Source organism: Rhodopseudomonas sp., from assembly GCF_048594845.1.
In the GTDB taxonomy this organism is placed as follows: domain Bacteria; phylum Pseudomonadota; class Alphaproteobacteria; order Rhizobiales; family Xanthobacteraceae; genus Rhodopseudomonas.
In genome coordinates this window covers 1-19,502 of the sequence record NZ_JBMDXE010000206.1, presented here as the reverse complement: position 1 = coordinate 19,502, position 19,502 = coordinate 1, and the positions used below count along the sequence as shown (strand labels likewise).

Genomic DNA, 19,502 nt, shown 5'->3' with positions numbered 1-19,502 from the left:
CGATCTCAGCCGATTCGACGGCGACGCCGTACAACGCACCGCACTACTGAACGAGATCAGAGCGGCCGCCTTCGGCCCTGGCTTCTTCTATCTGGTCGGCCACGGCATTGCCGACGACCTGATCCGTGCTGTGCTGGCGGCATCGCGCCAGTTCTTTTCGCTGCCTGAGGCCGACAAGCTGGCGATCGAGATGGTCAACTCGCCGCATTTCCGCGGCTATACCCGGGCCGGTCGGGAGTTCACCCGCGGTCAGCCCGACTGGCGCGAGCAGCTCGATGTCGGGGCGGAGCGCGAGGCATTTCCGTTTAGCCTCGCGGCGCCGGCTTGGACGCGGCTGCAAGGACCGAACCAATGGCCGCACGCTTTGCCCGAACTCAAGCCGCTGCTTCTACGCTATCAGCAGGACGTCACCAATCTGGCCATTCGGGTGCTCCGCGTGTTCGCGGCGGCGCTCGGCCAGCCGGAGGATGTGTTCGAACCGGTCTATGCGCCCTTGCCCAACCAGCTCATCAAGCTGATCCGCTATCCGGGCCGCACCTCGGGCGAAAGCGACCAGGGCGTCGGCGCCCACAAGGACTCCGGCTTTCTCACCATCCTGTTGCAGGACACGGTCGCAGGCCTGCAGGTCGAAACCGACGATGGCTGGATCGAGGCGCCGCCGCTGCCCGGTTCGTTCGTCGTGAACATCGGTGAGCTTCTTGAACTCGCCTCAAACGGCGCGCTACGCGCCAACGTCCATCACGTGCTGTCGCCACCGGCGGACACCGACCGGCTGTCGGTCGCGTTTTTTCTCGGCGCCCGTCTCGACGCCACTGTACCGGTGTTGACGCTGCCGCAGGATTTGGCTGCTTACGCGCGCGGCGTCACCCAGGACCCGCAGAATCCGTTGTTTCGCGACGTCGGCCGCAACTATCTCAAGGGCCGGCTGCGCTCGCATCCCGACGTGGCGCAGCGCCACCACGCCGATCTGCTGCAGGAATACGCCATCAAGCCAAGCCTCGCCGCCGCTTATTAGCGGCAAGGCCGCCCGCGCTCAGAGGATCGCCAGCGCCTGCTCCAGATCGTCGGTCAGGTCCTCGACGTCCTCGATGCCGATCGACAGCCGGATCAAATTCGGCCGAATATCGCGCGCGAGGCGGTCGGCTTCCGGAAGCGAGCCGTGGCTCATGCTCCAGGGTTGCCCGACCAGGCTCTCCACGGCGCCGAGGCTTTCGGCGAGTGCGAACAGCCGAAACCGGCTCAGCACCGCGGTGACCTGCTGATCGTCACCTTTCAGATAGGCCGCCACCATGCCACCGCCGCCCTGCATCTGCCGCACCGCGAGCGCGTGCTGCGGATGGCTGTTGAGGCCGGGATAGATCACGCGTTCGACTTTCGGATGCGCATCGAGCCAGCGCGCCACCGCCAGCGCATTGCTGCTGTGGCGCTGCAGGCGCAGCGGCAGCGTCTTGATGCCGCGCAGCGCCAAAAAGCTCGAGAACGGGTCGAGGATGCCGCCGGTGGCGTTTTGCAGGAACGTTAGCTTCTCGGCCAGCGCCGGATCGCGCACCACGATGGCGCCGCCGACGATGTCGGAATGGCCGCCGATGTACTTCGTCACGGAGTGCACCACGATGTCGATGCCGTGGTCGAGCGGCCGCTGCACCGCCGGCGACGCAAAGGTGTTGTCGACCACCGTGAGCACCTTGCGCTCGCGCCCGATCTCCGCGATGGCTTCGAGATCGGCGAGCTTGAGCGTCGGATTGCTCGGCGTCTCGATCCAGATGAAGGCGGTGTTCGGCTTGATCGCGGCGCGCAGCGCGTCGAGATTCGCGGCGTCGACATGATCGATGCTGAGTCCCGCTGAGTGGCTGCGGACGCGGTGGAACAGCCGCCAACTGCCGCCATAGAGATCGTCGGACGCGACGATGTGGCTGCCCTGCCCGGCGATCTCCAGCAACGCCGCCTCGGCGGCGAGCCCGGACGCGAAGGCGAAGCCGGCATGGCCCCGCTCGGCATCGGCGATCGCCGCCTCGAAGGCGGCGCGCGTCGGGTTCTGCGAGCGCGCGTATTCGTAACCCTTGTGTACGCCCGGCGCCGACTGCACGAAGGTCGACGTCGCATAGATCGGCGTCGTCACCGCGCCGGTGGCGGGGTCGTAGTGCTGGCCGCCGTGCACCGCGCGCGTGTTGGCGCCGCGCGGGCGCAGATTGGTCGGCTTATCCATGTCGGCGAACCTCGTCAGTGAACCTTGCTACGTAGATGATTGATCAGATCGATCCTGGTGATCAGCCCGAGGAACCGCGTGCCGTCGACTACCACCACGACATGGCCACGGTTGAACACCGGCATCAGGCTTTGGACTGAAGCCGATGGCGCTACGGTTTCGACGCGTTTGCTCATTGCCAGATGGACCGGCTCGGCGAATTTCGACGGATCGCCGATCGTCGCGACCAAGAGGTCGGACTCGTCGATGATGCCGACCACGCTGTCGCCCTCGAGCACCGGTAGCTGCGACACCTCGTACAGCTTCATCCGCGAATAGGCGAAATTCAGTGTGTCGTCGGGCGCGACCGTAATCGACGCACCCTCGTCGTGTCGGCGCACGATCAGGTCGCGCAGATCGCCATCGTGGCGGCGCGGGGCGAAGCCCTGATCGGCCATCCAGGTGTCGTTGAACATCTTCGACAGATATTTGTTGCCGCCGTCCGGCAGCAGCGTCACCACCCGCTTGGGGCGATCCTGCTCGCGGCAATAGCGCAGCGCTGCGGCCAGCAGCGTGCCCGACGACGAACCGGCCAGGATGCCCTCGAGCCGGAGCAGATCGCGCGCCGCATGGAACGACTCCGCATCGCTGATCGTATAGCCGCGGGCGATCAGTTGCAGATCGGCATTGTCGGGCACGAAGTCCTCGCCGATGCCTTCGACCAGCCAGCTTCCGACAGCGCCGGGCGGGCGCCCTTCGACGACATCGACCAGGACCGACCCCTTCGGATCGGCCAGCACCATCTCGGTCGACGGCGAGGCCCGCGTGAAGAACCGGCCGATGCCGGTGAGCGTGCCGCCCGATCCGATGCCACACACCACCGCATTGACCCGGCGATCCATCTGCTCCCAGATCTCCGGCGCCGTGCCGGCTTCGTGCGCCAGCGGGTTGGCCGGATTAGCGAACTGATTGACGAACACGGCGCCCGGCGTCTGGCGCGTGATCTTCGCGGCGAGATCCTGATAGTACGCCGGATGGCCCTTGCCGACATCGGAGCGGGTCATCACCACTTCTGCGCCCAAGGCCTTGAGGTGCAGGACCTTCTCCCGGCTCATCTTGTCCGGAATGACGAGCACCAGGCGATAGCCCTTCAGCGCAGCGATCAACGCGAGGCCAAGGCCGGTGTTGCCGGCCGTCGCTTCGACCAACGTGCCGCCGGGGCGCAGCTCTCCGCTGCGCTCGAATGCCTCGATCATCGCCAGCGCCGGACGATCCTTGATCGACCCGCCGGGATTCTGCCCTTCCAGCTTGGCGAATAGCCGGCAGCGCCCGGTGTCGAGCCGCGTCAGCTCGACCAGCGGCGTGTTGCCGATCAGGTCGAGCACGCCTTTGGGCGCGCCCGTCTTCCATTTGGCGAGTTCTGCAAGGCTCACGATCGCGTCCCACAATTCCGCGTGATGCCGTTCCGGCTGGTTTCATCCGCTAAGTGATTCCTGCCGGATGACGCCGTCAATAAGGCTCGCTTAGTTCGGAAATAACGCAGCCTGTCGGGCGATTTCGCAGGACGTTCGTATCGTCACGCTTCCCGAAAGATGATGTTGTTCTTCACTGAACCGAAATGCCACCGTCTCACATCACACCACCGGTGGCGGTTCCTGACTCGCGCGCGAGCAATCTGTGACAGCGCAGCTCGCGAACCTGCGTCGCAGCGGCAGTGGCATACCGCGCACCATCGGACGTAGCATCGGACTATACGCCGGCCGCGTTCACGCAGAACACGCATCATTTCTTGAAGCCAACAACGAAAGCCAATCCTCTGGCGAATGAGTTAGCTAATCAGATGTCCGCAATTCGCGGTCGTTCGCGTTGGCGCCATATCGCCTTGGATGACTTCGCCCATGACAGACTCGGGGTCGATCAAGATAGCAGTCGCGACAGGCAACGGCGTCGGCGTCACCGAGCACTTCGGCTATGCGTTGCAGTTTCAGATCTGGGATATTGCCAGCTGCGTGCCTCAATTACTGGAGACAAGGCGCAACGTTCCCGGCTGCGGTGCGGCGCGTAGCGACAATCGCCGCGACCCGCTCGACGTCTCGGTCGATCTCGTCGCCGACTGCGCGGCCGTGGTGGTGGCGCAGATCGGCGAGTGCGGGGTCAATCGCCTGAGCGCGCTCGGCATCCTGGCGTTCGAGACCGACGACGCGGTGGACACGGTCATCCGCGAACTGAAAGCCAGCGATCTGCTGCGAAAACGGCGCGCGGCATGACGATCCAGCTCAAGACGATCACGCCCGACCAGACGGCGCCGACGCCCGCCTTTCCGGCGCTCGAAGGCCGGCATCCCTGTTTCAGCACAACGCCCGAAGGCCACGCCCGTGCCGCGCGGCTGCATTTGCCAGTCAGCCCGGGCTGCAACATCGACTGCTCGTTCTGTAAACGCGACCTCAATCGCAGCGACCAGCGGCCCGGCGTTGCGACGCGGCTGCTGTCGACCGAACAAGCGCTCGACATCGTCGAACGCGCGCTCCAGCTTTGCCCGCCCCTGTCGGTCGTCGGCATCGCCGGCCCGGGCGATCCGCTGGCGACCGATCATGCCCTGGAGACGTTCTTGGCGGTGCGTCGGCGCTGGCCGCAACTGACTCTTTGTCTCTCCACCAATGGACTGATGCTGCCCGAGCGCGTCGACCAGATCGCCGAGCTCGGCGTCGAGACGTTGACCGTCACCGTCAACTCGGTCGACCCGGCGATTCAAGCCAAGATCACTCCCAAGATCGCCTGGCAGCGCCACCGGCTGGACGACATTGCGGCGGGCGAGCGGCTGATCGCCAATCAGCTGGAAGGCATCGCTCGCGCCGCGGCGCTCGGCCTCACCATCAAGATCAATACCGTGCTGATCCCGACCATCAACGAGGATCATGTCGGTGATATCGCCGCAGAGGTCGCGGCGGCCGGCGCCCGGCTGATCAACATCATCCCGCTGATCCCGCAGCACCGCTTCGCGCACCTCCCGGCGCCCGGCCTGATGAAGCGCTATGTCGCGCGGGCCGAGGCCGAGCGCCATTTGCGCGTGTTCCACGACTGCAACCAATGCCGTGCAGATGCCTGCGGCGTCCCCGGTGTTTCCGACTACACCGCCCAGCTCTACGGCGACGGCCTCAGCGCCGAGCCGACATTCTCGCACGGCTGACGCCGGTCGCATTTTGTCTGATCAGGAGACGCCGATATGGCCAGAACGCTTAAACAGATCGCAATCTACGGAAAGGGCGGCATCGGCAAGTCGACCACCACGTCCAACATCAGCGCCGCGCTGGTCGAAGCCGGCTACAAGGTGATGCAGTTCGGCGCCGATCCGAAGGCGGACTCGACCAACACACTGCGCGGCGGAGCCTACATCCCCTCTGTGCTCGATCTGTTGGCCGAACGACGCCGCGTCGACGCTTACGAGGCGATCTTCCAGGGATTCGGCGGCATTTACTGCGTCGAGGCCGGCGGCCCGCAACCCGGCGTCGGCTGTGCCGGCCGCGGCATCATCACCGCTGTCGAACTCCTCAAGCAGCAGCGCGTGTTCGAGGAACTCGACCTCGACTTCGTGATCTACGACGTGCTCGGCGACGTCGTGTGCGGCGGCTTTGCCGTGCCGGTGCGCGAGGGCATCGCCGAGCACGTGTTCACGGTGTCGTCGTCCGACTTCATGGCGATCTACGCCGCCAACAACCTGTTCCGGGGCATCGAGCGCTTCTCCAATTCCGGCGGCGCCTTGCTCGGCGGCATCATCGCTAATTCGATCAACACGGACTTCCAGCGCGACGTTATCGACGATTTTGCGGCCCGCACCGCAACTCCGATCGTCCAATACGTGCCGCGCTCGCTGACCGTCACCCAGGCGGAGCTGAGCGGTCGCACCACCATCGAGGCGGCGCCGCAATCGGCGCAGGCTGACGTCTATCGCCAGTTGGCACGGCGCATTGCCGACCACACCGAGTCCAAGGTGCCGACGCCACTCGACCCGCATCAGCTCCGTGAATGGTCGAGCGGATGGGCCGACCGCCTCGTCGCCGCCGAACGCGCCCAAGCCGAACGCGAACCGGCGTGATTGACTACAGCAGATACCAACGACCCACGGAGCACGACACGCGATGGCGAGACTAATCTTCGAAGACGGACGCGAGGGAACTGACGCAGATCTCGGCGCGCTGGCGAGCGCGCACGGCATCGTTGTCGAGCACCATCCCATCACTCCGAAACTTGGTCCACTTCTCGCGCGTCCGCTGCTCGACGACGAAGCGACGCGGGACGTGCTCGCGGCGCTTCCGCCGCGCCCCGAATTCCCGTCGCGCGATCTGATCATGCTGCATCCGGATCGCCGCGACAACGAGCAGCTCGCTACCAAATTCGAGGATTGGCATCGACATCCCGGCAACGAGATTCGTCACATCCTGGACGGCGAAGGCGTGTTCGGGGTCATCGTCGACGGCCACCGCGCCGATCTCTTCGTCGAACCGGGCGACTTCATCGTTGTCCCGGCGGGCCTCGAACACAACTTCCGCCTGACCGCGACACGACGCATCAAGGCGGTGCGCTACCTCAGTGATGCATCCGGTTGGGTCGCCGAGTTCACCGGGCGAGCCGCCTGAGCGCAAGTTTGGGCTTCGCCACGCACAGCACGCGAGAACGTGCGCCCTGCCAAGAGAGGCTTGCGAAGTTCACCGTTCTCGCGCGAACCCACCGCACAGAACCACCTTTCAAGTTGCGTTGCGTCCGTTGTCACAGCGGCTGATCGATCGTTAGATCGCGCCAACGGCATCCGTTCGGGCTGCACCGGCGGTGCCGTTCGTATGCCTACGCAATTGTCCGAGCCAGCCAAATGCCGAATGTTCCGCCCTCTCGATAGCGTCGATCTCAAGATCCTGCGTTTGTTGCAGGAAGATGCCACACTGTCGGTGGCGGAAGTCGCTGCTAGCGTAAACCTGTCGTCGACACCATGCTGGAAGCGCATCCAGCGTCTCCAGATGGACGGCGTCATCACCGGACGGGTCGCGATCGTCGATCAGGTGAAGATGGGCCTCGGGCTTTCCGTCTTCGTATTCATCGAAAGCGGTGACCATTCCGCAGAATGGCAGACCTCGTTCGCGGTCGCGCTGAAGCAGATGCCGGAAGTCGTCGAGATGTATCGCCTCACCGGCGACTTCGACTACGTGCTGCGCGTGGTTGTTCCCGACATGAAGGCCTATGATCAGTTCTACCGCAAACTGATCGGAACCGCGGCGCTCAGGAACGTCACCTCGCGCTTCGCCATGGAGAAGATCAAGTCCATCACGGCGCTACCGATGCAACTCTCCGAGCAGCGCAACGGACCCACGATCGGAATTTGAGCGACCGCGAGTCGCTTTCGGAACGTCAGTAGTAAATCCTTCCTGCCGCCGATTATCGCGCGGAAATGACCTGCCGCAAGACGGCACCGACGCGACTATAGCTTTGTTTTCTCGCCGCAGCGATTGTCAGCGCGTGCTTTCTGGATCACCATTGCCCATCGATGAATGAAGACGAGGCTTCCGTGTCGGCGCAATCGGCGAATGTAATCGATCTCTCCACCTATCGGGCGCAGCGCAAGGCGGCGGCCTCGGTCGGCACGTTTCCGACACTGGATCAATATCAGCCGTTTCCATTCCACGGCCAAGCCTACTTCTTCGGCTTCTGGCCAGCCTGGGTGATAGCGCCGATTCCGATGATCGGCTGCTACGCGCCCGGAGCGGTGGAATGAGCGACGCCACCTTCCGGCTCGAGTCGAGCGAAGGCGATGGCGATGCCAAGGACGTTTTGGTCGATCTGGCCGCGATCGTCGGAAACAATCTGCGGCGGCTACGGGTGCGGCAAGGGCATTCGCTCGAGCGCCTGGCGAAGCAATCCGGCGTTAGCCGCGCCATGCTCGGGCAGATCGAGACCGGCAAGAGCGTCCCGACCATCGGCACCCTCTGGAAAGTCGCGAGCGCTCTGGGCGTCCCCTTCGCGCGGCTGATTGCCACTGAAGGCGGCCATCGTGCGCAGGTGCTACGGCGCACCGAGGCCAAGCTGCTGACGTCGAACCAGAGACAATTCACCTCCCGCGCCCTGTTTCCGTTCGACGGCGAACGGCAGGTGGAGTTTTACGAACTGCGACTGGCCCCGCTGCATCGCGAGGACGCCGAGCCGCATGCCGCCGGCACGCGCGAAAATCTGGTGGTGGCCAAGGGCGCCGTCGAGATTTCCTCCGGAAGCGAGCGCCCCGTAGTGCTCAGCGCCGGCGATGCCATCCTATTCGAAGCGGACGTACCGCACAGCTATCGCAATCTCGGAGTCGACGAAGCCGTGCTCTATCTTGTGATGACCTACGTCGAAGCGGTTGGATGATGGCGACAGAAACAGGGCCGGCATAGATCCGGCTCTGCTGACATTCTGGCGATCGATGCGGCGAATTACGCCTTGGCCATCGTCCCCATCATCATCGTGCCGCCGCAGTTCATCATCATCGGCATGCCGCTGTTCATCATGGTCATCATGGTCTGGCAGCACTGCATGAACATGTCTTTCATGGCCGGATCCATCGGCGCCATCTCGCAGGTCATCATGCCGGCCGGCGACATCGTGCAGGTCATTTTGCACATCATCATTGGCATGGCCATTCCCGGCATCGCCATGTCCGGCATGCCCATCATCGACATGCCCGCTATCATCGGGTTCATCATCATGGGATTCATCATACCCGGCATCCCGCCCATCATCGGCATGGGCATGGGCATCGGCATCATGGGCATCATCTGCATCGCGGTGTTCATTGTTCTCTCCATCGGTTGGGACGAATTTGCTTCGTCTGTTGGACTGAAGAGTAAGATTGCGACGCTAATCACTCAATCACGAATAGGATCTTCCCTGCGCTTTCCTCCAACAAGTCGGCGGCAGCGCCAAGGTATTGGCAACGATGTCCGCTATGGTGGATTTTCGTCTGCTATATTGGCGTAGGCCGAGGGTGACGCGCCCGGCGAGACCGAATTCCACGTAGCTACGTGGTCACGACACCAGGAGAGTCGGCATGAGCGCGGACGCCACCACTCCGATCATCTCGCTCGCCTTCAATGAAAACCCGCTCGGCCCCTCGCCAGCGGTGCGCCGGGCGATCGAGACCGCTGCCGCGGCTTAGCACCTATGTGGGCGACGAATGGAGCCGGCAGGTCGGCCTTGGTCTTGAGCGATACGCGCGACATGGTGTCTCCTGTGTTGACGCCCGGGATAGATGGCCCCCGGTTTAGTGAAATACCACGGCCGACGTTCGCCCTCTTCAGCGGACGACAAGCGGACGTGGGTCTTGCTCCGCTGTTTAGCTGCTGCGCGCCGCCAGCCGATACAGCGCGCGGGCGCCGGCATCAAGCAGGAAGCCGAGCAGCCCGATCAGCAGCACCATCGCCATCAGCTCGGAATAAGCCAGCCGGTCGCGCGTATCCAGGATGAAGTAACCGAGCCCCGCCGACACGCCGAGCATTTCGCACGGCACCAGCACGATCCAGACGATGCCGATCGCGAGCCGCAGCCCGATCAGCACATGGCCGAGCACACCGGGAATGATGACGTGCCGCAACGTCTCCCACCGCGTCGCCGACAGGCTGGCGGCGAGCCGCAGCCAACTCGGCTCCAGCCGCCGGACGCCGTCGGCGGTCGACAGCAGGATCGGCCACACCGCGGAGAACGTCAGCAGGAAATAGATCGGCCGATCGCCGACGCCGAACACCATCACGGCGATCGGCATCCACGACAGCGGCGAGATCATCCGCAGAAACTGAAAGGCAGGCGACGTCGCCGCGTTCAGCACCCCCGAGCGCCCCACCACGAGCCCGACCGGCACGCCGATCAACAGCGCAAAGCCGAGCCCGATCAGAATGCGGCGCAGGCTGACCAGGACATGCACCGGCAGATCGGATTGCGTGACGAGTTGCGCCAGACTGGCGAACGCGCTGGTCGGCGAGAAATGTCGCAGGAAGCTGCCGGGCGCCGCGACCAGATCGGTGCCGATCCACCACAGCATGATCAGCACGATCAGTCCGGCGGCACCGAGCAGGCCGCTGCTCGCCGCCGCGCGCCAGCGCGGCCGCGCTGCGGCTTTCACCCCGGCTGTGCTCCCGCGACCGCCCGGCGCGACGCTGACCTCGGTGCTGGTCCAACTCGCCGTCACGCCACCACGACTTCTGTTCGCGTAAACGAATTCGGCAGCCCGAACGCGGCGAGGCCACCCGCCGCGGTGACAGCCGCTTTGACGAACCGATCATCGACCAGCTCCTGCGCCGCCTGCGCCGGATCGAGCGCCGCAAGGAAGCTGCGGTCTCCTTCGATCAGCGTGTCCTTCAGCCGGCGCACCAGCTCCTCGGTGTAGCTCGGGAACGGATAGGGCTGGAAATCGATGCGGCGCTCGCGCCAGTCGGCGTTGCGGATCGCACCCGACTTGACGTAGGCGTCGACGTCCGTGTCCGGCGCGGCCAGCACCTTCTCCAGCACCGCGGTGCCGTGCGGCGTGTACTTGTTGGCGCCTTCCTTCGACAGCAGCGCCGCCGTCTCGGCCCGGTGGTCGCGGATCCACAGTTGCGCCTTGACCTGGGCGTTGACGACTTTTTGCGTCCACTCCGGGCGCTGCTGCAGATCGCGCTCGTGCATGAACACCACGCAGCAGGCGTGATTTTTCCAGACGTCGCCGGTGAAGCGCAGGATCTTGCCGACGCCGAGCGTCTCCGCGGTGGCGTTGAACGGCTCGGCGACGATGAAGCCGGCGATCTGATTGGACGCCAGCGCCGGCACCATGTCGGACGGCGCCATCACCACCAGATTGACTTCACTTGCGGCGGGCTCGCCGGAGCGCTTGGTCACCGGCGTCAGGCCGTTCTCGCGCAGCAGCGCCTGCAGCACGACGTTGTGGATCGAGTACCAGAACGGAATCGCCACCGTCTTGCCGCCGAGATCCTTCACGCTGCCGATCTGCGGTGCCACCGTCAGCCCCGAACCGCCGGTGTGGTTCCACGCCACGACCTTGGCGGGCGCCTTGCTGCCGAACCGCGCCCACACGGTGATCGGCGACAGCAGGTGCACGACGTTGACCTGACCGGAGATGAATGCCTCTAGCAATTGCGCCCAGCTTCGCAGCAGCACCGGCTTCTCGGCCTTGAGACCTTCGGCTTCGAAGAATCCCTTGCCGTGCGCCACCAGCAGCGGGGTGGCGTCGGTGATCGGCAGATAGCCGATCCGCACCGGCGCGTCGGCCTCCTGGGCGCGCGCCTCAAAGCTGCGGAGCAGCGGCAGTGCACCCGACGCGGTGAGCAGCGCCGACAGCTTCATCAGGTCGCGGCGCGAGAACTGGTCTTCGAATGCCATCGTGGATTTCCCCCTTAATGTCGTTTTGCGGCGTCGCGCAGCGTGCGCAGGATCTCGATCCGGATCTGGCCGAGTTCGGCGACGTAGTCCTCGCGCGGCTTCGGCAGATCGATGGTCCAGGCGCCGATCTCGCAGGCCGGCGCGCCGCCGAGCAGCAGCACGCGATCGGAGACCAGCAACGCTTCGTCGATGTCGTGGGTGATCAGCACGGCGGCGGTGCGATGCAGGCGGACCACCGCCAGCAACAGATGCTGCATCTCGCTGCGCGTCACTTCGTCGAGCGCGCCGAACGGCTCGTCGAGCAGCAGGATCTCGGGCCGGCGGGCCAGGCAGCGCGCCAGCGCGGTGCGCTGCGCCATGCCGCCGGAGAGTTGCGCCGGATAGTGGCGCCGCGCGTGCGACAGCCCCACCTCGTGTATGGCGTCGTCGACACGCTGTCGCGACTCCGCCGCAGGCAATTTAGGCTGGTGCTTGAAGTCGAGCCCGAACGCGACGTTGCGCTCCAGCGTCAGCCACGGCAGCAGGCTCGGATCCTGAAACGCGATCGCGACGCGCGGATGGGCGCCGTCGACCGCGACGCCGTGGACCCGCACGGCGCCGTTGGTCGGCCGCTGCAATCCGGCCATCACCCGCAGCAGGCTGGATTTGCCGACCCCGCTGGCACCGAGGATGCTGACCACCTCGCCCGCCTGCAGCGCGAAGTCGAATCCCTCCAGCACGGCCGGGCCGTGGCCGGTGTAGTTGAGCGCGATGGCGCTGGCTTCGAGCACCGGTGATGCGCTCATGCGAGCTCGCCGACCGCGGAGGGCTGTTCGTGCGCGCGTAGCGCGGTCTTGAGTTGCACCAAGCTCGGCGTGATCACCGGGATGAAGGCCGCCTCGCGCCAGCGCCGCTGGAAATCGCGGCCGGGCTGCGACAGATAGGCTTTGCCGCCCGCGGTCGACAGCTCGAGCTGAACCGCTTCCAGCGCGATCTCCGCAAGCCTGATGCGCAGCCGGAATAATGGCGCCGGCCGGGCTTCGAAACGGCCGTCGAGCAGCCCTTCGAACAGCTGCGCCTGGGCGCGCGCCAAGTCCTTCGTCAGTTGCTTGAGTGGCTCCGCAAGGATGTCGCGCCCGGCGTCTAGGCTATGCGAAGCCTCGGCGATCGCGCGCCGCGCCAGCCCGATCGACATGCCGCATTGCAGGCCGAGAAATGCCGGCCGCACCTTCGGCAGCCAGGCCCGCGCGTCCGGATGCAAGATGCGATCCGCAGCAATGGCCACGCCATCGAGCGCGATCGCCGCCGTACTGGTGCCGCGCAGCGCCATCAGATCGAGGTCCGGCGACCGCTGCAACCCGTCGTCGTCGGACGACAGGCTCGCGACGAAGGCCGTGCCGCGTTCGTCCTCGATCGCCGCGGCGACGTCGAAGCCACACGGCTGCAGATTGGTGACCCAGGGCAGCTTTCCGTGCAGGCGGATCGCGCCGTTGTCGTCGCTTGCCTTGATCTGCAGGGCCTCGAACCCCGACAGGTATTTCATCGCATTGGAGAGCCCGGTCGCCCCTGCCCGGCGTCCGGCCAGTAGATCGGAAAGCTTGTTGTCGCGTAGCGCGGTGTTGGGACTCTGCAGCAGATACTCGATGAAGGTGCGCTGCCCCCAGAACACGAAGCCGGCCGCGAGCGACAATTCCGACACGGCGGCGATCGCCGCGACTGCGTCGGTGACATCACCGCCGGCGCCGCCGACTTGCACCGCAACGCCGACCCGGAACTGGCCGGATTCCCCCAACCGCGGCAACACCTTCGCAGCCAGCGCGCCGCTGCTATCGAGCGCGCCGGCCTCGGACGTCAGCCAGTCCTTCAATCGCGTGGTGACGCCGGACATCTGATCAATCGGCACGATGCTATTCGGCCGCCTGGGCGGAGTTCTGCCAGGCGAACGGCTCGAGCTGCGGATTGAGCGCCGGCTGGCCGAGATTATTGGCGAAGTTGCACAGTGTTGCGAGGCTGACACCAAGCACGACTTCGAGCGCGGCGGCTTCGCTGAAACCGGCCGCAACGAACGCGGCAAGCTCATCATCGTGAACCGCGCCGCGCGACCGGATCACGGCCCGCGTGAAATCCGCGACCGCGTTGAGCCGCGCGTCGGCGCCGTGCACGCCCTCGCGCAGCGGCGTCACGACATTCTCCGCGAGGCCGGCCTGCTTGTAGGCGAGCGCGGTGTGACCGGCGACGCAGAAGCCGCAGCCGTGAACGGTGGCCGCCGTGATCTGCACCGCTTCGCGCTCGGCGAGCGTCAGACTCGCACGCGCATTGATCGCCCCCAGCGTCTGATATGCCTCCAGCGCCACCGGCGCATTGGCGAGTAACCGGACCAGGTTGGGCAGAAAGCCGTTGTTGTTCTCGGCTGTCGTCAGCCGTGCCTTGGCGTCTTCGGGCGCATCTTCAATCGTTCGAAGCGGAAGTCTCGTCATGATCCTGCTCGATGCGACGCATGCGCGCCGCGATCGTCCCTATGATCCCTACTCATCGCCCTCTTATGTGCGATGCCGATGCGGCCGTGCATAGTCACCCCTCGAAAGAAAGAAACTCATTCGCAATAGCCAAGTTATTTTGGCAGGACATTCCGGCCGAGACGTGCGCTACAGCACGTCCTTCGTCTCCAGGCCCGCCAATATCCTGCAATCCGGAGCATCACGGATGAGGGCCCCGGCACCCGCAGTGCGAGGGCCAAGTGTATTTGCCGTGAGCGTGCTACACCAATGCCGACGGATCAGATGCAGCATGTCATGACGCCACTTCACTGTTACGCAGGATCGTCACCGGACGGTTGTGCTGCACGCTCGTTGTCGGCGCCGCCGCGGCCGCCGAGCCGACGCAGGAGGATAAAGCGTTGCAGGCGGCGATTGCCGGACCGCAGCGCAGCGAGCTTTTCGTCAAGCGCCACGCCGTCCGCCGCCCCCCACGAGGAGTTGCGTTTCTTCGGGCTCACGCCGCACAGCAGGCGTGATCGAGATCTAGCCGGGTGGCGGCTATTGGACGGAGATCCTCGCACCCTATCTCCGCGACCACGGCACCTACTACACGGCGATCGAGACAGGCGCAGACTCCGCCTCTTTCACGGCCGCCTGCGTCGCACCCGGACCGTTCAAAACAAACATCAATGACGGGCGCTTCTTCAACGGCGACAACGAGGCGCGCGAAGCGGCGACCGTTCCCCTCGGCCGCATCGCCCAACCTGACGAGATCAAAGGCCTGGCGTTGTTTCTGTCGTCCGCCGCCGCCGGTTACGTGACCGGCGCGGTAATTCCGATCGACGGCGGAAAGACCGCAGGCGGGTGAAAGACGACACGTCGCTTGCGAAAAAGACCTCGTTCGCTAGGCTAACAGTCTAAAGAGGACGCCGATGATCACTGCAATCGTGCGCTATCGCCTGCCGGCCGAAATCGATCGGGCAGCGTGCCGCGCTCATTTCGAAGCAATCGCTCCCGGCTTTTCTGAGGTGAAGGGACTGCTCAGCAAGCACTTCATCTGTAGCGAGCGCGGCGTCGCCGGCGGGGTGTATCAATGGCGGAGCAAGGCGGACGCGGAGGCGTTCTACTCGGGACCGTGGTGGGACGGCATCATTCAACGCTACGGGATGGCGCCGGAGATCGAGTTCTTCACCGTGTTCGCCAAGACCGACAACGAGGCCGGAACAGTCACCATCGTCGAAGCCGCCCCGGCCGACGCCGCGTCCGCTGCCGAATGACGCGGCCAGCGGCGGGCGGCGGCTGCTCGGCGTCTTCGCCTCAGATCACCGCAGGAGGCAGGATCGGCGGCCGCCCCGACTCGACCGCCTGCTCCAGCAGATCGAGCCGGTCTTGCCCCCAGAACGGCTCGCCCCGAAAGAAATAGAACGGTGCGCCAAACAACTGGCGGTCGTTCGCCTCCGCGGTCAGTCCGGCTTCGCACGCGATCAGGTCTGGATCGGCGGCGCGCTCGAGCAGGCGACCACCGTCGAGGCCGCTGCGGTCCGCGAGCGCGACTAACGTGTCGGGATCCTCGATGTTCAGCTCATCCGCCCACACCGCTTTCAGCCCGGCATGTACGAACGCCGACACGTCGGCGCCCTCCGCGATCGCGGCGAGCATCAGGCGGTGTCCAAGCGATGGGTCGGCCGGGTAGAACTTGGGCCAAGTCACCAGCGGAATGCCGCGGATCGCTTTCCAGCGCTCCATCTCCACTAGCCGATAGGCCTGCCGCTGCGGCGGCCGCTGTCGGACCGGCTTGCCGCCGCCGGCGGCAAACACCGCGAGAAGATCAATCGGCTTGTAGACGACCTCGACGTCGTGGCGACGGACGAGGTCTTGAAACACCAGGCTGCCGATATACGACCACAGCGAAATGAAACTGAAGAAGTACTCGACCCGCGGGCGCTGAGCGGTCATGGCAGTTGAACCTTGCTGATGGGCGTTACAGTCCGAGATAGGCGGCGCGGATCGAAGGATCCTTGGCGACAACGGCGGCGGGGCCCGCGGCGATCGTGCGGCCCTGGTCGATGACATAGGCGCGATCGGCAAATTCGAGCGCGGTCGCCACGTCCTGCTCCACGACCAAAAGACTGGTGCCATCGGCGTTGACCCGCCGCAGCGCAGCGATCAGTTCGTCGACCACCAAGGGCGACAGCCCCAACGACAATTCGTCTATCAACAGCAGCTTCGGCGCCGCCATCAGGCCGCGCCCGATCGCGCACATCTGCTGCTCGCCGCCGGATAGTGTCGTGGCGTCCTGCCTGCGCCGCTCGCGCAATCGCGGAAACAGCGAGAACACGCGTTCGATGTCGGCGGCGATGGCGGCCTTGTCGCTGCGCAGAAACGCCCCGAGCATCAGATTGTCGAACACCGACAGACCGGGAAAGAGCCGCCGCCCTTCCGGAACGTGCACCACACCACGGCGGACGAAGTCGGTTGGGCGCGCCGCCGCCAGACGCTCGCCCGCAACCGCGATGCTGCCGGCGCGCGTCGGCAGCAGGCCGGAGATCGCACGCAGCAGCGTGGTCTTGCCGGCGCCGTTGGAGCCGACCAGAGCGACCACGCTGCCCTGCTCGACCGTCAGATCGACCTGCCAGACCACCTGCACATCGCCATAGGCGACCGCCAGGTCGTTCACCTGCAACAACGGCGCCGTCATATTCCGGCTCCGCGCTGGGCTTCGGCATAGCGCCTGCCGAGATAAGCCTCAATCACGCCGTCGTCGGCCATCACGTCCGCCGTCGGGCCGTCGGCGATCAGCCGGCCTTGATGCAGCACCAGAAGCCGGCGGCACGAACGCGACACCACTTTCATCAGATGCTCGATCAGCAGCACGGTGATGCCACGGTCGGCGATCTCGGCAATTAGCCGCAATGCGTCGTCGATCTCCGCGGCATTCAAGCCGGCATTGACCTCGTCGAGCAGCAACAGCTTCGGCCCGGCGGCGAGGCTCTTGGCGAGTTCAAGCCGCTTGCGTCCGGCCAGTGTCAACGAGCCCGCCGGCTTGTCGGCTTCGCGCGCCAGCCCGCAAAAGGCGAGATGCGTATCGGCGACGCGGCTCGCCTCGGCGGGTGTGTCGGCTCCGCCGGCGAACAGCGCCGCTGCCGCGACGTTCTCCCGTGCGGTCAAACGCGGGAATGGCTGGACGATCTGGAAGGTGCGCGCGATGCCCGCCCGTGCGACTCGGTCGGGCCGTATCCCGTCGATCCGCTTGTCGCGGAAGTGCACGGTGCCGGACGACGGCGCGAGCACGCCGGTGACGACGTTGACGAAGGTCGTCTTTCCGGCGCCGTTCGGCCCGATCAGGCCGATGATCTCGCCTTCCTTCAGGGTGACCGTGACATCGTCCAGCGCCAGCAGACCGCCGAACTTCTTCGATACGGCCGAGAATCGGAGCAGCGCCGTCATCGCAGCCGCCCCCGCAGAAGCGCCGAGGTAAGCCACGTCCAGATCCCCCTGCCCTGCAGATCCCGCAATCCGCCGGGCAAGAACAGCACCAGCGCGACCACCAGAAGCCCAAGAAATCCGGCGTGGAATTCCAGGCTGTTGCGCCAGATCAGTTCCTCCAGGCCGAGAAACGCGAGCGCGCCGATCACCGGACCGCCAAGCGTCCCGACACCGCCCAGCATCGCCATGATGATCGGCTTCACCGAGAGCGACACGTCGTAGACGTCGGTGGGATCGATGTAGTTGACCCAGGACGCGTAGATCGCCCCGACCGTGCCGATGAACAGGCTGGAGATCGAGAACGCCGCGACCTTCGCGGTGCGCGTATCGATGCCGATCACTTGCGCCGCGTCCTCGTTCTGCTCGATGCAGCGCAGCGCGACGCCGAGCCGCGCGCGCCAGATCCACCACGACGTCAGCCAGGCGGCCACCGCGACCACCACCATGGCCAGCCACACCACCCGCGCTTGCGTTGCCGGACTGCCCATCAGCAGCGGCACGTTCAGCCCCATGCCACCGCCGGTCAGCGACGTCCACGTGGTGGTGACCTCGCGCAGCACGTCGGCGATCACCAGACTGCCGATCGCGAAGTAGTGTCCCCGCAGATGCAGGATCTCCAGCCCCAACGCCGAGGCGAACGCCGCCGTCGCCAGACCGGCGCCGACCCAGGCGACGTAGAGCGGCACGCCATGCGACAACGACACGCCGCCGACATAGGCGCCCAGGCCGAAGAACGCCGCGGTGGCGAATGAGGGATAGCCGGAAAAACCGCCGACGATATTCCACGCGATCGCCAGCGTCGCATACATCGCCGCCGTCGATGCCAATCGCAGCACGTAGTTGTCGCCGATCGCCAGCAAAGCCGCGAGGGCGAGCAGGGTCATGCCGGCTGCGAACACTCGCTGGAGCATCAGCTGAATCCCTTTCGACCGAGCAGCCCCGTCGGCCTCACCACCAGCAGCACCAGAAGCAGCACGAACGAGATCGTCAACGCATGCTCCGGCCCGAGCGCAACCGCCCCAAAACTCTCGATGATGCCGAGCACGAAACCGCCAAGCACGACGCCCGGAATGCTGCCGAGGCCGCCCAGCACGCAGATCACGAAGGCCTTGCCGAGATAGCCGCTCGACGACACCGGCGAGATCGGGAAGATCCCGGCCAGCAGCGCACCGGATGCGCCCGCCATGAAAGTCCCCAGACCGAACGCAATTGCATACGTCCATTTCACGTTGATGCCCATCAGCGCCGCCGCATCGCGGTCCATTCTGACAGCGACGATCGCGCGGCCGAGTTGCGTCGAACGCAACAGCAGCCACAGCGCACCGACCAGCACCAACCCCTCGGCGGTCGCGTAGAGGCGGTCCATCGGAACGATGATGTCGCCGATCTCAGCCACGCCGAGCGGTGGCTGCAGGTTGATCTTGCGATAGTCGGCCTTGAACGCCGCCAGCATGGCGTTGTCGAGGAACAGATTGAGGCCGAAGGTCAGCACCAGCGTGATCAGCACCGGCCTGCCCATCACCGGGTTCACGACGAAGCGCTGCAGGCCATAGCCGAGCAGGAAGGTCGCCGCGCCCGCGAAGGGCGCCAGCACGAACGGGCTGACACCGAACTGTTGATGAGCGAAGAACGCCAGATAACCGCCGAGCACAATCAACGACCCGTGCAGAATATTGATGATGTTGAGCACCCCCCAGACCAGGGAGAAACCGGCCGCAATGCAGGCATACAGGCCGCCGAGGGCGAGCCCGTTGACCAGCACCTGTATCCAAAGCATCGCTAGACCTTCACAACCAGACGGACACGGGCGTACGACTGTCGGATCGCCCGATCAGTCAGCGACGTTCGCGCGGAACGGAGCCGTCGCCAGGTCGGCAGGAAGCACCACCTGAACCTTGCCCTGCTGGATTTGATAGACCGGCGGGATGTAGGAGTTGGCGATCCCGGTCGGGCCGAACGACACCGGCGCGAAGAACGTCTTGAAGTTG

Annotated in this window: 24 protein-coding genes; 11 read left to right on the top strand and 13 right to left on the bottom strand. The window is 65.3% G+C overall.

What is annotated here, in order from left to right; translation table 11 throughout:
- A partial coding sequence (locus ACOJTD_RS13345) for an isopenicillin N synthase family dioxygenase (protein ID WP_420133387.1) occupies positions 1 to 1,015 on the top strand: 1,015 nt, incomplete at its 5' end.
- 18 nt (positions 1,016 to 1,033) lie between these two features.
- Here the strand turns inward: ACOJTD_RS13345 and ACOJTD_RS13340 are convergent.
- Together ACOJTD_RS13340 and ACOJTD_RS13335 are read right to left on the bottom strand one after the other, a co-directional pair.
- The gene (locus tag ACOJTD_RS13340) at positions 1,034 to 2,206 is read right to left on the bottom strand and encodes a trans-sulfuration enzyme family protein (RefSeq protein WP_420133386.1); all 1,173 of its coding nucleotides are present in this window, start codon (positions 2,204 to 2,206) and stop codon (positions 1,034 to 1,036) included.
- 14 nt (positions 2,207 to 2,220) lie between these two features.
- Positions 2,221 to 3,618, bottom strand: coding sequence for a pyridoxal-phosphate dependent enzyme (locus ACOJTD_RS13335; protein WP_420133385.1), 1,398 nt, complete (start codon positions 3,616 to 3,618; stop codon positions 2,221 to 2,223).
- 453 nt (positions 3,619 to 4,071) lie between these two features.
- On the opposite strand from ACOJTD_RS13335, the gene ACOJTD_RS13330 reads away from it, so the two are divergent.
- From ACOJTD_RS13330 to ACOJTD_RS13295, 8 genes are all read left to right on the top strand, one after another.
- Positions 4,072 to 4,452 (top strand): NifB/NifX family molybdenum-iron cluster-binding protein, encoded by a 381-nt coding sequence (locus tag ACOJTD_RS13330; protein WP_420133384.1) that lies wholly within the window; start codon positions 4,072 to 4,074, stop codon positions 4,450 to 4,452.
- A complete protein-coding gene (locus ACOJTD_RS13325; RefSeq protein WP_420133383.1) occupies positions 4,449 to 5,372 on the top strand; it encodes a radical SAM protein in 924 nt (307 codons plus the stop codon). The genes ACOJTD_RS13330 and ACOJTD_RS13325 overlap by 4 nt, the downstream gene beginning before the upstream one ends.
- 36 nt (positions 5,373 to 5,408) lie before the next feature.
- Positions 5,409 to 6,278 (top strand): AAA family ATPase, encoded by an 870-nt coding sequence (locus tag ACOJTD_RS13320; RefSeq protein WP_420133382.1) that lies wholly within the window; start codon positions 5,409 to 5,411, stop codon positions 6,276 to 6,278.
- Between the two features lie 43 nt (positions 6,279 to 6,321).
- Positions 6,322 to 6,819: a cupin domain-containing protein gene (locus ACOJTD_RS13315; RefSeq protein ID WP_420133381.1), complete on the top strand. Its 498-nt coding sequence runs from the start codon at positions 6,322 to 6,324 to the stop codon at positions 6,817 to 6,819.
- Positions 6,820 to 7,056: 237 nt separating this feature from the next.
- On the top strand, positions 7,057 to 7,557 hold the full coding sequence (locus ACOJTD_RS13310; protein ID WP_420133390.1) for an Lrp/AsnC family transcriptional regulator: 501 nt from the start codon (positions 7,057 to 7,059) through the stop codon (positions 7,555 to 7,557).
- A gap of 182 nt (positions 7,558 to 7,739) precedes the next feature.
- The gene (locus tag ACOJTD_RS13305; protein WP_420133380.1) at positions 7,740 to 7,946 is read left to right on the top strand and encodes a hypothetical protein; all 207 of its coding nucleotides are present in this window, start codon (positions 7,740 to 7,742) and stop codon (positions 7,944 to 7,946) included.
- The gene (locus ACOJTD_RS13300; RefSeq protein WP_420133379.1) at positions 7,943 to 8,572 is read left to right on the top strand and encodes a helix-turn-helix domain-containing protein; all 630 of its coding nucleotides are present in this window, start codon (positions 7,943 to 7,945) and stop codon (positions 8,570 to 8,572) included. The genes ACOJTD_RS13305 and ACOJTD_RS13300 overlap by 4 nt, the downstream gene beginning before the upstream one ends.
- A 72-nt stretch (positions 8,573 to 8,644) precedes the next feature.
- Positions 8,645 to 9,181: a hypothetical protein gene (locus ACOJTD_RS13295; RefSeq protein WP_420133378.1), complete on the top strand. Its 537-nt coding sequence runs from the start codon at positions 8,645 to 8,647 to the stop codon at positions 9,179 to 9,181.
- 355 nt (positions 9,182 to 9,536) lie between these two features.
- Here ACOJTD_RS13295 and ACOJTD_RS13290 read toward each other — a convergent pair whose 3' ends face one another.
- The 6 genes from ACOJTD_RS13290 to ACOJTD_RS13265 form a co-directional block, all read right to left on the bottom strand.
- Positions 9,537 to 10,319, bottom strand: a complete 783-nt coding sequence (locus ACOJTD_RS13290; protein WP_420133377.1) for an ABC transporter permease — start codon at positions 10,317 to 10,319, stop codon at positions 9,537 to 9,539.
- Positions 10,320 to 10,381: 62 nt separating this feature from the next.
- Entirely contained in the window at positions 10,382 to 11,572 is a 1,191-nt protein-coding gene (locus ACOJTD_RS13285) for an ABC transporter substrate-binding protein (protein ID WP_420133376.1), read from the bottom strand.
- A gap of 14 nt (positions 11,573 to 11,586) precedes the next feature.
- Positions 11,587 to 12,357 carry an ABC transporter ATP-binding protein gene (locus ACOJTD_RS13280; protein ID WP_420133375.1) on the bottom strand — a complete coding sequence of 257 codons (771 nt, stop codon included), beginning with the start codon at positions 12,355 to 12,357 and terminating at the stop codon, positions 11,587 to 11,589.
- Positions 12,354 to 13,439: an acyl-CoA dehydrogenase gene (locus tag ACOJTD_RS13275; protein ID WP_420133389.1), complete on the bottom strand. Its 1,086-nt coding sequence runs from the start codon at positions 13,437 to 13,439 to the stop codon at positions 12,354 to 12,356. Before ACOJTD_RS13275 ends, ACOJTD_RS13280 begins: the two co-directional genes overlap by 4 nt.
- Before the next feature lie 19 nt (positions 13,440 to 13,458).
- Positions 13,459 to 14,028: a carboxymuconolactone decarboxylase family protein gene (locus ACOJTD_RS13270; protein WP_420133374.1), complete on the bottom strand. Its 570-nt coding sequence runs from the start codon at positions 14,026 to 14,028 to the stop codon at positions 13,459 to 13,461.
- Positions 14,029 to 14,360: 332 nt separating this feature from the next.
- Positions 14,361 to 14,501 carry a hypothetical protein gene (locus tag ACOJTD_RS13265; RefSeq protein WP_420133373.1) on the bottom strand — a complete coding sequence of 47 codons (141 nt, stop codon included), beginning with the start codon at positions 14,499 to 14,501 and terminating at the stop codon, positions 14,361 to 14,363.
- A 98-nt stretch (positions 14,502 to 14,599) separates the two neighbouring features.
- Here ACOJTD_RS13265 and ACOJTD_RS13260 point away from each other — a divergent pair, with 98 nt between their 5' ends.
- A complete protein-coding gene (locus tag ACOJTD_RS13260; RefSeq protein ID WP_420133388.1) occupies positions 14,600 to 14,896 on the top strand; it encodes an SDR family oxidoreductase in 297 nt (98 codons plus the stop codon).
- 64 nt (positions 14,897 to 14,960) lie between these two features.
- Positions 14,961 to 15,305, top strand: coding sequence for a hypothetical protein (locus ACOJTD_RS13255; protein WP_420133372.1), 345 nt, complete (start codon positions 14,961 to 14,963; stop codon positions 15,303 to 15,305).
- 40 nt (positions 15,306 to 15,345) lie between these two features.
- Here ACOJTD_RS13255 and ACOJTD_RS13250 read toward each other — a convergent pair whose 3' ends face one another.
- From ACOJTD_RS13250 to ACOJTD_RS13230, 5 genes are read right to left on the bottom strand one after another with little or no spacing between them, the layout of a single operon-like run.
- Positions 15,346 to 15,984: a 2-hydroxychromene-2-carboxylate isomerase gene (locus ACOJTD_RS13250; RefSeq protein ID WP_420133371.1), complete on the bottom strand. Its 639-nt coding sequence runs from the start codon at positions 15,982 to 15,984 to the stop codon at positions 15,346 to 15,348.
- 25 nt (positions 15,985 to 16,009) lie between these two features.
- Positions 16,010 to 16,726, bottom strand: a complete 717-nt coding sequence (locus ACOJTD_RS13245) for an ABC transporter ATP-binding protein (RefSeq protein ID WP_420133370.1) — start codon at positions 16,724 to 16,726, stop codon at positions 16,010 to 16,012.
- Positions 16,723 to 17,475 carry an ABC transporter ATP-binding protein gene (locus tag ACOJTD_RS13240; protein ID WP_420133369.1) on the bottom strand — a complete coding sequence of 251 codons (753 nt, stop codon included), beginning with the start codon at positions 17,473 to 17,475 and terminating at the stop codon, positions 16,723 to 16,725. Before ACOJTD_RS13240 ends, ACOJTD_RS13245 begins: the two co-directional genes overlap by 4 nt.
- Positions 17,472 to 18,425: a branched-chain amino acid ABC transporter permease gene (locus tag ACOJTD_RS13235; protein WP_420133368.1), complete on the bottom strand. Its 954-nt coding sequence runs from the start codon at positions 18,423 to 18,425 to the stop codon at positions 17,472 to 17,474. Before ACOJTD_RS13235 ends, ACOJTD_RS13240 begins: the two co-directional genes overlap by 4 nt.
- Positions 18,425 to 19,291: a branched-chain amino acid ABC transporter permease gene (locus tag ACOJTD_RS13230; protein WP_420133367.1), complete on the bottom strand. Its 867-nt coding sequence runs from the start codon at positions 19,289 to 19,291 to the stop codon at positions 18,425 to 18,427. Before ACOJTD_RS13230 ends, ACOJTD_RS13235 begins: the two co-directional genes overlap by 1 nt.
- Positions 19,292 to 19,502 lie beyond the last annotated feature (211 nt).